The organism is Enterobacter sp. PTB (assembly GCF_051130085.1).
GTDB classification, from domain to species: Bacteria; Pseudomonadota; Gammaproteobacteria; order Enterobacterales; family Enterobacteriaceae; genus Enterobacter; species Enterobacter ludwigii.
In genome coordinates, this window is record NZ_JBDKEE010000008.1 from 87,104 (window position 1) to 101,867 (window position 14,764).

The following is a 14,764-nucleotide window of genomic DNA, read 5'->3' on the forward strand; positions in this document are numbered from 1 at the left end:
ATTACGTTGCAAATTAAGCACATTACAAGGAACTGCGGTACGGCAGAATGTTCGAGCGCAGCATCTGCTGCGTGCCCAGGCCGTAGTTGGAGCTCAGGCCGCGCAGTTCGACATTAAAGCCAATCACGTTATCGTATTTGCCCTGTTCATTCTTGGTATCCCAGCCGTTAAGCTTACGTTCGTAACCGACACGCAGCGCGTAGCAGCAGGAGTTATATTGCAGACCAACCATCTGGTCAGCAGGTTTACTGGTGTTGGTGTCAAAGTAGTAAGCACCGACGATTGACCAGCGATCGGCGATTGGCCAGCTCGCTGCGCCACCCACCTGCGAGATGCCGTCTTTGTACTGATCCGTATTCGCATAGTTTGGCAACGTGGCCTGAATATATTCCGGGCTGGCGTAACGATAGGTCAACTGCAGCATACGGTCTTCATCACGACGGTATTCAATCGCCGCACTGCTTGTCGCAACGTTGTTGAGACGCGTATCGTACTGCACACCCCCGCGTAAACCCCAGCGATCGGTCATACGCCAGTAGGTATCACCCGCCCACACCAGAGAACCCGTTTTGTTGTCTTTTTCCCAGTTAATGTCGTCATCACCGGTCCGGGACTCGGTGAAATAGTAGATTTGACCAACAGAAACGTTAAAACGTTCAACGGCGGCATCATCATAAACGCGCGTTGTGACGCCGGTCGTTAACTGGTTTGCTGACGCAATACGGTCGAGGCCACCGTAGGTACGGTCGCGGAACAGACCGCTGTAGTCAGACTGCAGGAATGAGGAGTCATAGTTCTGAATGTTGCTCTGATCGCGATACGGGACGTACAGATACTGCATACGTGGCTCAAGCGTCTGGGTATAACCCTCCGCCAGAAGACCCATATCGCGTTCGAAGATCAGTTTGCCGTCCATTTTGAACTGCGGCAGGACGCGGTTCACGGATTCTTCGAGATCGGTGCCGTAACGGTTGTTATACCAGTCGAGATTCTTCTGCTGGTAATGGGTGGCCATCAGTTTGGCCTCGGTATTCAGGCTCGACCAGTCATTTGACACCGGCAAATTGATGGTTGGCTCGAGGTGAACACGCGTGGATTCCGGCATATCCGAGTTGGTGTTAACGAAGTGCACGGCCTGGGCGTACACGTGGGTGTCAAACGGGCCAACATCGTTCTGGTACCAGTTAACGTCCAGCTGCGGTTCTGCACCATAAGTGCTTCTCGTCTGGGTATCAAAGACCTGGAATTGCTTGGTAGAGACCGTGGCGTTGAAGTTCTCAATAGCGTATCCCACGCTGAATTTCTGCGTGGCGTAGCCATCGGTACTGGACCCGTATTTGGAGTCAAAGTCGTTGAAATAGTAAGGGTCGCTGATTTTGGTGTAGTCGACGTTAAACCGCCAGACCTGGTCCATCACCCCGGCATGTTTCCAGTAGAACAACCAGCGGTGTTTATCACCTTCTGTTGGATGCTCATCCTGGAAGACTTTATCCGACGGCAGATAATCCAGTTCCATCAGGCCAGTACCCGCCTGCGTCAGGTAGCGGAACTCGTTTTCCCACATAACGTTGCCGCGCTTATGGATATAGTGCGGCGTGATCGTGGCGTCCATGTTGGGCGCGATGTTCCAGTAATACGGCAGATAGAACTCAAAGTAGTTCGTGGTGCTGTATTTGGCATTCGGGATCAGGAAACCTGAGCGGCGTTTGTCACCCACAGGAAGCTGCAGGTAAGGGCTGTAGAAAACGGGTACCGGACCGAGCTTGAAGCGGGCGTTCCAGATCTCGGCAACCTGCTCTTCACGGTCATGGATGACTTCACTTCCGACCACGCTCCAGGTATTAGACCCGGGCAGACAGGACGTGAAGGAGCCGTTTTCCAGAATCGTATAGCGGTTTTCACCGCGCTGTTTCATCAGGTCCGCATCACCGCGCCCCTGGCGACCTACCATCTGGTAATCACCTTCCCAGACGTTAGTGTCTTTGGTATTCAGGTTTGACCAGGCTTTCGGACCTTTCAGGATGACCTGATTGTCGTCATAGTGCACATTACCCAGCGCATCCACCGTTCGTACCGGCTCGGCCGCACCTTCCGGCTGCTTCTGGTGTAATTGCACTTCATCTGCCTGCAGACGGCTGTTGCCCTGGTTAATATCCACATTGCCAGTAAATGTCGCATTGTCAGGATATGTGCCTTTAGAGCTATCGGCAGTAATGGTTACCGGCAAGCTATTCGTATCGCCCTTTACCAGTGGACGATTATAACTTGGGACGCCAAGCATACACTGCGAGGCGAGATCGGCCGCCAGTCCCTGTTGGCTGTACAGGGCGGTGCCAATCATTGTGGCCAGGAGGGTGGGGATACGTTTTTTCATACGTTGTATTTTATTGTTCCGTCATCAGTGGCTACGGCTTACAAACGCTCAGAGACTATCTTACTCATCAGCGCAGTACCAGCGTTAATCCTGCCCGTTTGCGCGCCAGAGTGTTAGGCTCGCTATCGAATGACGAGTATGATAAAGCAAATTATAGGCGATGTCCTTCAATTGACCGTGGCTTGAACACTGTGATGATGACGTTGCGTCGGCCAGGAACATGACTAACCGGGGAGTATATGCAGTATTGGGGTAAAATAATCGGCGTTGCGTTCGCCATCATCATGGGTGCCGGGTTCTGGGGGATCGTACTGGGGCTTATTATCGGCCATATGTTTGATAAGGCTCGCAGCCGCAAAATGGCCTGGTTTGCCAATCAGCGTGAGCGTCAGTCCCTCTTTTTCTCCACCACGTTTGAGGTGATGGGGCACTTAACCAAATCAAAAGGGCGTGTGACGGAAGCCGATATTCAGATAGCCAGCGTCTTTATGGACCGCATGAATCTGCATGGTGACTCCCGTCTCGCGGCACAAAATGCGTTTCGCATCGGCAAAGCGGATAACTATCCGCTACGCGATAAAATGCGTCAGTTCCGCAGCATCTGCTTCGGCCGTTTTGATTTAATTCGGATGTTTCTGGAGATCCAAATCCAGGCGGCGTTTGCCGATGGTTCACTTCATCCTAATGAACGCGATGTTTTATATGTTATTGCGGAAGAACTGGGCATCTCCCGTATGCAGTTCGACCAGTTCCTGCGCATGATGCAGGGCGGTGCGCAGTTTGGCGGCGGCTATCACCAGCAGTCCTCTGGCGGTGCCTGGCAGCAGGCGCAGCGGGGGCCGACGCTGGAGGATGCCTGTAACGTGCTGGGGGTGAAGCCATCGGACGATGTGACCACCATCAAGCGTGCCTATCGTAAGCTGATGAGTGAGCACCACCCGGACAAACTGGTCGCGAAAGGCTTACCGCCGGAGATGATGGAGATGGCGAAGCAAAAAGCGCAGGAAATTCAGAAAGCGTACGAGTTGATTAAAGAGAAGAAAAGTTTCAAATAAAAAAAGGCCCGACACTGTCGGGCCTTTTTTTCAGAAGTCGACTGGGGCTTTAAACGTCATTGCATTGCCAAAAACCGGATGGGTGATGGTGAGCGTCTGCGCATGCAGCTGCAGGCGTGGCGCCAGCGCCAGTGCATCGGGCGGCGCGTAAAATCTGTCCCCCAGAATCGGGTGCCCCAGCGCAAGCATATGGACACGCAGCTGGTGCGAGCGCCCGGTAATCGGTTTAAGCAGCACGCGCGCAGTGTTATCTGGCGCGTACTCCAGCACTTCATACTCGGTTTGCGCTGCTTTGCCGGTTTCGTAACAGACCTTTTGTTTTGGTCGGTTTGGCCAGTCGCAGATCAGCGGTAAATCCACCAGACCTTCCGCCGGTTGAGGATGCCCCCAGACACGTGCGACATACTGCTTTTTCGGCTCGCGATCGCGGAACTGGCGTTTCAGCTCGCGTTCCGCCGCTTTATTCAGCGCCACTACAATCACACCGCTGGTGGCCATGTCCAGACGATGGACAGACTCCGCCTGAGGATAATCACGCTGAATACGCGTCATCACACTGTCTTTGTGCTCATCCAGACGCCCTGGCACGGACAACAAGCCGCTGGGCTTGTTGACCACCATAATGTGCTCATCCTGATAAAGCACCACCAGCCAGGGATCCTGAGGTGGATTGTAAGGCTCCATCACCATCTTGCGCTCCGTTTACTGATGCGTCACAACGATAAGACGCAGGGCATCCAGACGCCAGCCTGCCTGATTAAGGCTTTCCAGCACCTGCTGACGGTTGCTCTCGATCGCCGCCAGTTCGTCATCGCGGATGTTTGGGTTTACCGCTTTCAACGCTTCCAGACGGGAGAGTTCCGCGGACAGTTTGTCGTCGGCTTCTTGACGTGCGGCATCAATCAGCGCCCGGGCCGCTTTTTCGATCTGCGTTTCACCCAGCTGCAGAATAGCGTGCACATCCTGCTGTACCGCGTTGACCAGCTTACTGCCGGTATGGCGGTTCACGGCGCTCAGCTGGCGGTTAAAGCTCTCGAATTCAACCTGAGCGGCGAGGTTCGTGCCGTTTTTGTCCAGCAGCAGACGCACAGGCGTTGACGGCAGGAAGCGGTTGAGCTGCAGCTGTTTCGGCGCCTGCGCTTCGACAACGTAAATCAGTTCCAACAGCAGGGTACCCACTGGCAGCGCTTTGTTTTTCAACAACGAGATGGCGCTGCTGCCGGTATCGCCTGAGAGGATCAAATCCAGACCGTTGCGGATCAGCGGGTGCTCCCAGGTGATGAACTGCGCATCTTCGCGCGACAGCGCCACATCACGTTCAAAGGTGATGGTGCATCCATCTTCCGGCAGGCCAGGGAAATCCGGGACCAGCATATGGTCGGACGGGGTCAGGACAATCAAATTCTCGCCACGATCGTCCTGGTTTATGCCAACGATGTCGAACAGGTTCATGGAGAAGCTGATCAGGCTGGTGTCATCATCCTGCTCTTCAATGCTTTCAGCGAGCGCCTGGGCTTTTTCACCGCCGTTGGAGTGGATCTCCAGCAGGCGGTCACGGCCCTGTTCCAGCTGAGATTTCAGCGCTTCATGCTTATCACGGCAGGCTTTGATCAATTCATCAAACCCGTCGGTGTTCTCTGGCGCGGCCAGATAGCCGATCAGATCGGCGTGCACCTGATCGTAAATCGGGCGGCCGGTCGGGCAGGTGTGCTCAAACGCATCCAGACCTTCGTGGAACCAACGCACCAGAACGGACTGGGCGGTTTTTTCCAGGTAAGGAACGTGGATCTGAATATCATGCGCCTGGCCAATACGATCCAGACGGCCGATACGCTGTTCCAGCAGATCCGGGTTGAACGGCAAATCGAACATCACCAGGTTGCTGGCAAACTGGAAGTTACGGCCTTCAGACCCGATTTCAGAGCACAGCAGAACCTGGGCACCGCTGTCCTCTTCTGCAAACCATGCCGCGGCACGGTCACGCTCGACGATGGACATCCCTTCGTGGAACACGGCGGCGCGAATACCTTCGCGTTCGCGCAGGACCTGCTCCAGCTGCAGTGCGGTGGCTGCTTTGGCGCAGATCACCAGCACTTTCTGAGAGCGGTGCGCGGTCAAATAGCCCATCAGCCACTCAACACGCGGGTCGAAGTTCCACCAGGTGCCGGTATCGCCTTCAAATTCCTGGTAAATCTGTTCCGGGTAGAGCATGTCGCGTGCACGCTCTTCAGCAGTTTTGCGCGCGCCCATAATGCCGGAAACTTTAATGGCCGTCTGGTACTGCGTCGGCAGTGGCAATTTGATGGTATGCAGTTCGCGTTTCGGGAAACCTTTCACCCCGTTACGGGTGTTACGGAACAGGACGCGGCTGGTGCCGTGGCGATCCATCAGCATATCGATCAGTTCTTTACGCGCGGAATCCGCGTTGTCACTGTCGCTGTTGGCCGCCTGCAGCAGAGGCTCAATATCCTGCTCGCCAATCAGATCGCTCAGGGTGTTGAGCTCGTCATTCGAGAGATGTTTACCCGCCAGCAGCAGGGCAACGGCATCGGCGACCGGACGGTAGTTATTCTGCTCTTCAACGAACTGCTCAAAGTCATGGAAGCGGTTTGGATCGAGCAGGCGCAAACGGGCGAAGTGGCTCTCCAGACCTAACTGCTCCGGCGTTGCGGTCAGCAGCAGGACGCCTGGCACGCGCTCGGCAAGCTGCTCGATAGCCATGTATTCCCGGCTTGGTGCATCTTCGCTCCAGACCAGATGGTGCGCTTCATCGACCACCATCAGGTCCCATTCGGCATCGCACAGGTGCTCAAGACGTTGCTTGCTGCGGCGTACGAAATCCAGAGAGCAGATCACCAGCTGTTCCGTTTCAAACGGGTTGTCCGCATCGTGCTGGGCTTCTGCATAGCGCTCGTCATCAAACAGAGCGAAACGCAGGTTAAAGCGGCGCAGCATCTCGACCAGCCATTGATGCTGCAGGGTTTCGGGTACCACAATCAGCACGCGCTCGGCTGCGCCGGAAAGCAGCTGTTGATGCAGGATCATGCCCGCTTCAATGGTTTTCCCCAGGCCCACTTCATCTGCCAGCAGAACGCGAGGTGCGTGACGGCGGCCCACGTCATGGGCGATGTTCAGCTGGTGGGGGATAAGGCTGGTACGCTGACCGCGCAGGCCGCTCCACGGCATACGATACTGTTCACTCTGGAACTTGCGCGCGCGATAGCGCAGGGAGAAGCGATCCATACGGTCGATTTGCCCGGCAAACAGGCGATCCTGCGGCTTACTGAATACCAGTTTGCTGTCGAGCAGCACCTCACGCAGGATGACATTGGCCTCGTCGGTGTCCAGGCGAGTCCCGATGTAGGCGAGCAGTCCATTCTCTTCTTTTACGTCTTCGACCTTTAGCTGCCAGCCGTCGTGGCTGGTCACGGTGTCACCCGGGTTGAACATCACGCGGGTCACTGGGGAATCATTGCGGGCGTACAGGCGGTTTTCACCGGTAGCAGGGAAAAGGAGGGTAACCATTCGTGCATCCACGGCAACCACGGTTCCTAATCCAAGTTCGCTTTCTGTATCGCTGATCCAGCGTTGACCAAGTGTAAAAGGCATATTTGTTCGGCTCTAATCGTAAATTGCAGGCAATAGTTCAACCACCGTCAAAAAAGACAGTCATTGAAAAATGGGTCCGGGAATGGAAAGGGCGCTATGGTACTGGATGGCAGCCATTTCGTCACGTGTCAAAATAGGCCAAGTTGCCCTGTCACTAGTGTAGCAAAGTCGTCGTCGATGAAGGGCAAAATTCCGTCCGCGACCGGCTGAAGCTGACGCGTAAGATAGTGCTCGTAATCCAGAGGCGAGTGCTGGTAATCCACGGGTTCCGGGCCGCTGGTTGTCCAGAGGTATTTGATGGTTCCCCGGTTCTGATACTGCGGGGCACGTCCCCGGCGCACGTTCTCCTCATCCGCCAGGCGCGCGGCGCGGACGTGCGGCGGAACGTTGCGCTGGTATTCCGCCAGCGGGCGACGCAGGCGCTTGCGGTACACCAGCTGGGCGTCGAGTTCACCGGCCATCAGACTGGCAATTGTTTCACGCACGTAGTCCTGATAAGGCTCGTTGCGAAAGATACGCAGATAAAGCGTTTGCTGAAACTGCTGTGCCAGCGGCGTCCAGTCGGTGCGTACGGTTTCCAGCCCTTTAAAGACCATTCGCTGCTTGTCACCTTCCTGAATAAGACCGGCGTAGCGCTTCTTACTGCCCTGGTCCGTACCGCGAATGGTGGGCATTAAAAAGCGGCTGAAATGGGTTTCAAACTCCAGTTCTAACGCGCTGCTTAACCGCTCTTTTTGCAAACTTTCCTGCCACCAGGCGTTCACAAAAGTCACCAGTGATTTGCCGATTCGCGCGGCATCCTCTTCTGAATGCGCGCCCTTAAGCCAGACAAAGGTGGAATCCGTATCGCCATAAATAACGTCATAACCCTGGGATTCAATCAACGCTTTGGTCTGGCGCATGATGTCGTGCCCGCGCATGGTGATAGATGACGCCAGTCGTGGGTCGAAGAAGCGGCAGGCGCTGGTCCCCAGAACCCCGTAAAACGCGTTCATGATAATTTTCAGCGCCTGAGAAAGGGGCTTGTTGCCATGACGCTTAGCCTCGTCGCGACCGTGCCAGATGTTTCCCACGATTTCCGGCAGACAGTGCTTTTCCCGTGAGAAGCGGGCCCCGAGAAAACCTTCTGTGCTGTGCAAATCGTCAGGCTGCGCCATCCCTTCCACCAGCCCGACGGGATCAATCAGGAAGGTGCGAATAATGGACGGATAGAGGCTTTTGTAGTCCAGCACCAGCACGGAGTCATACAACCCGGGCCGGGAATCCATCACGTAACCGCCCGGGCTTGCCTGCGGCGGCACGTCACCGAGGTTGGGGGCGACATAGCCCGCCCGGTGCATACGCGGGAAATAGAGGTGGCTAAAGGCCGCCACGGAGCCACCGTGCCGGTCAGCGGCGAGGCCGTTCACCGTCGCGCGCTCGAGCAGGAAGGGCATGATCTCCGTTTTGTGGAAAATCTGCGTCACCAGTTCACAATCTTTCAGGTTGTAGGTGGCGAGCGCCGGTTTGTCTTCGTTAAAACGCCGGTCGATTTCATCCATTCTGTCCCACGGGTTGTCGATGGATTTCCCTTCGCCGAGCAGCTCCTGCGCCACCGCTTCCAGAGAGAAAGAGGAAAAATTCCAGAAGGCAGATTTGAGCGCCTCAATGCCGTCGATAATCAGGCGGCCATTGGCCTGCGCGAAAAACACACCGTTTTTAAAACCGTGCTCGCGCCATTCCAGCTCGCTGTTTCCGCGCCCCAGCATCAGGGGGATGCGGTAACGTTCAGCATGTTTTTGCAGCACGCGCAGATCGAACTGCACCACGTTCCAGCCGATCAACACATCGGGATCGCGATCGGCAAACCACTGGTTTAGCTTTTCCAGAAGCTGTGGCCGGCTGTTGACATACTCCAGCCGGAAATCCAGCGCGGACGCGTTGCCATTCGGGGGGCCAAGCATATAAACAACCCGATCCCCGCAGCCTTCAAGGCCGATACAGTACAGCTCACCGTGGCGAGTGGTTTCGATATCCAGCGAGACCCATTTCAACGGCGGCCGGTAGGTAGGGTTGGGTTTGAGACGGGCGTTAATAAGGCTGCCGTTTTGCGCGGTGCCGTCGACCCAGACGGGGGCAGTAATAAACCGCTCCATCAAAAAACGTTCTGGCGGGCGGATATCGGCTTCATACAGCGTCACGCCAGCGTCGCGCAGCAGTTTTTCATAACGCATCAGCTGGCGATGGGCGCGGCAGTAAAGGCCATGTACGGGCTGACGGTGGAAATCTTTCAGTTCAAGCGGCGTCAGGTGCCAGCCATTTTCACCGCGCAGCAGTTGCTTTACTTTCTCAACATGATCGTTCGGGATAAAAGCCACGGACTCCTGCGGCGGCAGGGTCACGTGCAGCGGGCCGTTGTCCGTCGCCAGCCAGAATGCCACCTCGGTGCCCTGAGGAGTATCCCGCCAGTGTCGGGTAAGTAAAAAACCTTCTTGCGCCTGCGCCACGCCGCTATCCCATAAAACAAAACCAGGCTTGATTATAGCCTGGTTGAATATTTTATACTGGGTATATATACAGTTTACTGCCCGTAATAGGCTTTTGCGCCATGTTTACGCAGGTAGTGTTTATCCAGCAGGGTTGGCTGCATATCCGGAAGCTGCGGAGCCAGCTGGCGGCAGAAGATGCCCATATACGCGACCTCTTCCAGCACAATCGCGTTATGTACCGCATCTTCGGCGTTTTTGCCCCAGGCAAAAGGTCCATGGGAGTGCACCAGCACGCCGGGCATTTGCGCAGCATCGATACCCTGTTTTTCAAACGTTTCGACGATAACGTTGCCGGTTTCCCACTCATACTCGCCGTTGATCTCTTCATCAGTCATCAAACGGGTGCAGGGAATGGTGCCGTAAAAGTAGTCTGCGTGCGTGGTTCCGGTCGCCGGAATGGACTGGCCGGCCTGCGCCCAGATGGTCGCATGACGCGAATGGGTATGCACAATACCGCCAATGGTCGGGAAGGCCTGGTAGAGCAGGCGATGCGTTGGCGTGTCGGAGGAGGGTTTTTTCTTTCCTTCCACCACTTCGCCCGTGGCGATGCTGACGACAACCATATCTTCTGCGGTCATTACCGTGTAATCCACTCCTGACGGCTTTATCACGAAGACGCCGTGCTCGCGGTCAACGGCGCTGACGTTGCCCCAGGTCAGCGTCACCAGATTGTGTTTGGGCAGCGCCAGGTTGGCTTCAAGTACCTGACGTTTGAGATCTTCTAACATGCAATCCTCCAGGAAAAGAGGCCCGCCCTGCGGCAGGCCAAAGGTTCCCCTGTTAACGTTTTGAACCGTAATAGACTTCATTCCAGCGCAGCGCGTCTTTGAACGCGGGCAGGCGGGTATCGTTATCAATGACGGTCAGTTCGATGTCGTGCAGTTCGGCGAACTGACGCATGTCGTTCAGATCCAGCGCGTGGCTGAAGACGGTGTGGTGCGCGCCACCGGCCAGGATCCAGGCTTCCGAGGCGGTTGGCAGGTCAGGCTGCGCTTTCCACAGGGCGTTGGCGACCGGCAGTTTTGGCAGAGAATGCGGGGTTTCAACCGCATCCACACAGTTCACCAGCAGGCGGAAACGGTCGCCCAGGTCAATGAGGCTGGCGTTGATGGCAGGACCGGTACGGGTGTTGAAGATCAGACGTGCCGGGTCGGCTTTTCCGCCAATGCCAAGGTACTGCACGTCGAGGATCGGTTTCTCTTCAACGGCAATGGAAGGACACACTTCCAGCATATGCGAGCCCAGTACCAGGTCGTTGCCGTTTTCGAAGTGGTAGGTGTAGTCCTCCATAAAGGAGGTGCCGCCCTGCAGACCGGTTGACATCACTTTCATAATGCGAAGCAGAGCGGCAGTTTTCCAGTCGCCTTCGCCGGCAAAGCCGTAGCCCTGCTGCATCAGACGTTGTACCGCCAGGCCGGGCAGTTGTTTCAGACCGTGGAGGTCTTCAAAGGTGGTGGTAAAAGCATGGAAGCCACCCTGTTCCAGGAAGCGTTTCATGCCCAGTTCGATACGTGCTGCATCCAGCACGTTCTGGCGTTTGTCACCGTGAATTTGTGCCGCAGGCGTCAGACGGTAGCTGCTTTCGTATTCGTCGACCAGCGCGCTTACGTCGCCATCGCTGATTTCATTCACCACCTGCACCAGGTCGCCCACGGCCCAGGTATTCACCGAGAAACCAAATTTAATCTGTGCGGCAACTTTATCGCCGTCGGTGACCGCCACTTCACGCATGTTGTCGCCGAAACGCACCACTTTCAGGTGACGAGTATCTTGTCGGGACACCGCCTGGCGCATCCAGGAGCCGATACGTTTTTGCGCATGCTGATCCTGCCAGTGGCCGGTGACGACCGCATGCTGCTGGCGCATACGTGCGCCGATAAAGCCGAACTCGCGGCCGCCGTGCGCGGTCTGGTTCAGGTTCATAAAGTCCATATCAATGCTGTCCCACGGCAGGGACGCGTTGAACTGGGTATGGAACTGCATCAGTGGTTTATTGAGGATGGCCAGACCGTTGATCCACATTTTGGCCGGTGAGAAGGTGTGCAGCCACACTACCATGCCGGCGCATTTATCGTCGTAGTTCGCGTCGCGGCAGATGTTCGTGATCTCATCCGGGGTCGTGCCGAGCGGTTTGAGCACCAGTTTGCACGGCAGTTTAGCCTCTGCATTGAGCGCGTTGACCACGTGCTCAGCATGTTTCGTCACCTGTTGCAGCGCTTCCGGCCCGTACAGATGTTGGCTGCCAATGACAAACCACACTTCATAATTATTAAAAATGGTCATTATTGTGTCCTTAATGTGTCAGGGTTGCCGTAGTGTCCGCGGTGTGTTTGGCCGGGGCGGCGACAGGGAGATAGTGAAGTTCGGCGCTTTTTGCCCATTGCTGATAGCGCTGATAAAGCTGTTCAAAACGCTGCGCCTGCTGAGCACGCGGCTGGAGGGTATTTTCGACAGCGCTCGCCATGTGCTGCTGCGCGGTCGGGATATCGGCATGAACGCCTGCCGCAACGGCCGCGAAGATCGCTGCACCGAGGGCGCAGCACTGATCGGAGGCGACAATCTGCAGTGGACGGTTCAGCACGTCACAACAGGCCTGCATGATTACCGGGTTTTTACGGGCGATGCCGCCCAGTGCCATCACGTTGTTGACGTCGATGCCCTGCTCGGTGAAGCACTCCATAATGGCGCGCGCCCCAAAGGCAGTTGCGGCAATCAGGCCGCCAAACAGCGCTGGCGCGTCGGTGGCGAGGTTAAGATCGGTGATCACCCCTTTCAGGCGCTGGTTGGCAAATGGCGTACGGCGACCGTTGAACCAGTCGAGCACCACCGGCAGGTGATCGAGAGAAGGATTCTTTGCCCACGCGGCGGTGAGCTGCGGCAAAAGCTGCTTTTTACTTTCGGCAATCTGGGTCTTCAGCTCAGGATGCGCCGCCGCCAGCTGATCCAGCGGCCAGCCCAGCACGCGGCCAAACCAGGCGTAGATATCGCCAAAGGCGGACTGACCCGCTTCCAGACCGATAAACTCCGGTACGACGCTACCGTCAACCTGGCCGCAGATGCCTTTTACCGCCCGATCGCCTACGCTGGCTTTATCCGCGGTAAGAATGTCGCAGGTGGAGGTGCCGATTACCTTCACCAGCGTGTTTGGCTGGGCGCCAGCGCCCACCGCGCCCATGTGGCAGTCAAACGCCCCGCCGGAGATCGCCACGTTTTGCGGCAGACCCAGGCGCGTCGCCCACTCTTCACAAAGCGTACCCACCGGAATATCGGCGGTGAAGGTGTCGGTAAACAGCGGGTATTGCAGACTCTTGTTGATGACGGGATCGAGTTCATCGAAGAACGCCGCCGGTGGCAGGCCACCCCAGCTTTCATGCCACAGGGATTTGTGTCCGGCGCTGCAGCGGCCGCGGCGGATATCCTGCGGACGCGTGGTACCGGAGAGCAGGGCTGGTACCCAGTCGCACAGTTCAATCCACGATACCGCGGCCTGCGCAACGGATGCGTCCGCGCGGGTTACGTGGAGGATCTTGGCCCAGAACCATTCACTGGAGTAAATACCGCCGATGTAGCGCGAGTAGTCCGTTTTACCGGGCTGGTGACACAAGCGGGTAATGGCCTCGGCCTCTTCAACGGCGGTGTGATCTTTCCACAGCACGAACATGGCGTTCGGGTTATCAGCAAACTCCGGACGCAGCGCCAGAACATGGCCTTCGGCATCCACAGGGGCAGGCGTTGAGCCGGTACTGTCGACGCCAATCCCGACGATCTCTGCCCGCTGTGCGTCGGTCAGTTCAGCCAGCACGGTTTTGATTGCCGCTTCCATCGACTCAATGTAGTCACGTGGATGGTGACGGAACTGGTTATTTGGCGCATCGCAGTAGCGCCCCTCTTGCCAGCGCGGGTACCACTCAACGCTGGTTGCTATTTCCTGGCCGCTTGTACAGTCCACTGCCAGAGCGCGAACCGAGTCGCTGCCAAAATCGAGGCCAATCGCAATTGCCATGGTGTTGCTCCATCAAAAAACAGGTATGAGAGAACATTAGAGACTGGAGGCGAAAATCGTCAGGCAGGATCCGCTAATCTTATGGACTAAATTGCTGTTGCAATAGAAAGTGTGACGCCGTGCAAATAATCAATGTGGACATTTCTGCCGCACTTATAGACACTTTTGTTACTGCTGATCTGCCCCCGTGGGCGGATAAATCAGGGGGAAAGGCTGAAACATGGCGGACGTAAAAGAGGCGTGATGCTTTTTGGATCTTTTCGCGGGCCATTTTTATACTGCTTTTATCGATATGGACAATTGGTTTCCTTCAGGACCCTTGGGAGAACTGAATCTATGGCCGAAACGCAAAACGATCCCTTATTACCGGGCTACTCGTTTAATGCTCACCTGGTGGCGGGGCTGACCCCTATCGAGGCTGAGGGATATCTCGATTTTTACGTCGACCGACCGCTCGGGATGAAAGGGTATATTCTGAACCTGACGGTGCGTGGGGAAGGGATTATCAAAAATAACGATCAGCAGTTTGTCTGCCGTCCGGGCGATATGCTGCTGTTTCCGCCGGGGGAGATCCACCACTACGGGCGCCACCCGGAGGCCAAAGAGTGGTATCACCAGTGGGTCTACTTCCGCCCGCGCGCCTACTGGCAGGAGTGGCTCTCGTGGCCGGCAATTTTTGCGCACACCGGTTTTTATCGCCCGGACGAGGTTCATCTGTCTCAGTTCCGCGAACTCTTTGCCCAAATTATTGAAGCGGGGCAGGCGGGTGGCCGGTATGCCGAACTGCTGGCGATTAACCTGCTTGAACAGGTGCTGTTGCGCCGGATGGAGGCGATAAACGCGTCACTTAATCCTCCGCTGGACAACCGCGTGCGCGACGCCTGCCAGTACATCAGCGACCATCTGGCCGACAGCCAGTTCGATATCGCCAGCGTCGCCCAGCATGTGTGTCTCTCACCGTCGCGGCTGTCACATCTGTTCCGTCAGCAACTGGGCGTTAGCGTCCTGAGCTGGCGTGAGGACCAGCGTATCAGCCAGGCGAAGCTCCTGCTCAGCACCACCCGCATGCCCATTGCCACCGTGGGGCGCAATGTGGGCTTTGAAGACCAGCTCTATTTCTCGCGGGTATTTAAAAAATGCACCGGTGCCAGCCCCAGTGAATTCCGGGCAGGATGTGAATAAACGGTAAAAAAAG

General features: G+C 56.2%; 9 protein-coding genes. 2 read left to right on the forward strand and 7 right to left on the reverse strand.

Annotation, left to right across the window (positions count from 1 at the left end):
- Positions 1 to 22: 22 nt before the first annotated feature.
- Positions 23 to 2,374, reverse strand: coding sequence for an LPS assembly protein LptD (gene lptD / locus AAIR21_RS12200; RefSeq protein ID WP_434681100.1), 2,352 nt, complete (start codon positions 2,372 to 2,374; stop codon positions 23 to 25).
- 239 nt (positions 2,375 to 2,613) lie between these two features.
- On the opposite strand from lptD, the gene djlA reads away from it, so the two are divergent.
- Positions 2,614 to 3,429, forward strand: a complete 816-nt coding sequence (gene djlA / locus AAIR21_RS12205) for a co-chaperone DjlA (protein WP_014168599.1) — start codon at positions 2,614 to 2,616, stop codon at positions 3,427 to 3,429.
- A gap of 30 nt (positions 3,430 to 3,459) precedes the next feature.
- On the opposite strand, the gene rluA is transcribed toward djlA, so the two are convergent.
- The 6 genes from rluA to araB form a co-directional block, all read right to left on the reverse strand.
- Positions 3,460 to 4,119 (reverse strand): bifunctional tRNA pseudouridine(32) synthase/23S rRNA pseudouridine(746) synthase RluA, encoded by a 660-nt coding sequence (gene rluA, locus AAIR21_RS12210; protein WP_014168600.1) that lies wholly within the window; start codon positions 4,117 to 4,119, stop codon positions 3,460 to 3,462.
- 12 nt (positions 4,120 to 4,131) lie between these two features.
- Positions 4,132 to 7,038, reverse strand: a complete 2,907-nt coding sequence (rapA, locus tag AAIR21_RS12215) for an RNA polymerase-associated protein RapA (RefSeq protein ID WP_183516768.1) — start codon at positions 7,036 to 7,038, stop codon at positions 4,132 to 4,134.
- Positions 7,039 to 7,166: 128 nt separating this feature from the next.
- Positions 7,167 to 9,524: a DNA polymerase II gene (gene polB, locus AAIR21_RS12220; RefSeq protein WP_148576535.1), complete on the reverse strand. Its 2,358-nt coding sequence runs from the start codon at positions 9,522 to 9,524 to the stop codon at positions 7,167 to 7,169.
- Between the two features lie 74 nt (positions 9,525 to 9,598).
- Positions 9,599 to 10,294 carry an L-ribulose-5-phosphate 4-epimerase gene (gene araD / locus AAIR21_RS12225; RefSeq protein ID WP_032679615.1) on the reverse strand — a complete coding sequence of 232 codons (696 nt, stop codon included), beginning with the start codon at positions 10,292 to 10,294 and terminating at the stop codon, positions 9,599 to 9,601.
- Positions 10,295 to 10,346: 52 nt separating this feature from the next.
- Complete coding sequence (gene araA / locus AAIR21_RS12230; RefSeq protein ID WP_014168604.1) at positions 10,347 to 11,849, reverse strand: L-arabinose isomerase; 1,503 nt, start codon at positions 11,847 to 11,849, stop codon at positions 10,347 to 10,349.
- A gap of 10 nt (positions 11,850 to 11,859) precedes the next feature.
- On the reverse strand, positions 11,860 to 13,569 hold the full coding sequence (araB, locus tag AAIR21_RS12235; protein WP_032681674.1) for a ribulokinase: 1,710 nt from the start codon (positions 13,567 to 13,569) through the stop codon (positions 11,860 to 11,862).
- Between the two features lie 336 nt (positions 13,570 to 13,905).
- Between araB and araC the strand changes: the two genes are divergently transcribed.
- The gene (gene araC / locus AAIR21_RS12240; RefSeq protein WP_106503726.1) at positions 13,906 to 14,751 is read left to right on the forward strand and encodes an arabinose operon transcriptional regulator AraC; all 846 of its coding nucleotides are present in this window, start codon (positions 13,906 to 13,908) and stop codon (positions 14,749 to 14,751) included.
- Positions 14,752 to 14,764: the final 13 nt, after the last annotated feature.

Bases quoted from the DNA above. Each gene is read 5' to 3' on its own strand.
- lptD (WP_434681100.1), bottom strand. From the start codon at position 2,374: ATGAAAAAACGTATCCCCACCCTCCTGGCCACAATGATTGGCACCGCC.
- araD (WP_032679615.1), bottom strand. From the start codon at position 10,294: ATGTTAGAAGATCTCAAACGTCAGGTACTTGAAGCCAACCTGGCGCTG.
- araA (WP_014168604.1), bottom strand. From the start codon at position 11,849: ATGACCATTTTTAATAATTATGAAGTGTGGTTTGTCATTGGCAGCCAA.
- araB (WP_032681674.1), bottom strand. From the start codon at position 13,569: ATGGCAATTGCGATTGGCCTCGATTTTGGCAGCGACTCGGTTCGCGCT.
- djlA (WP_014168599.1), top strand. From the start codon at position 2,614: ATGCAGTATTGGGGTAAAATAATCGGCGTTGCGTTCGCCATCATCATG.
- rluA (WP_014168600.1), bottom strand. From the start codon at position 4,119: ATGGTGATGGAGCCTTACAATCCACCTCAGGATCCCTGGCTGGTGGTG.
- rapA (WP_183516768.1), bottom strand. From the start codon at position 7,038: ATGCCTTTTACACTTGGTCAACGCTGGATCAGCGATACAGAAAGCGAA.
- araC (WP_106503726.1), top strand. From the start codon at position 13,906: ATGGCCGAAACGCAAAACGATCCCTTATTACCGGGCTACTCGTTTAAT.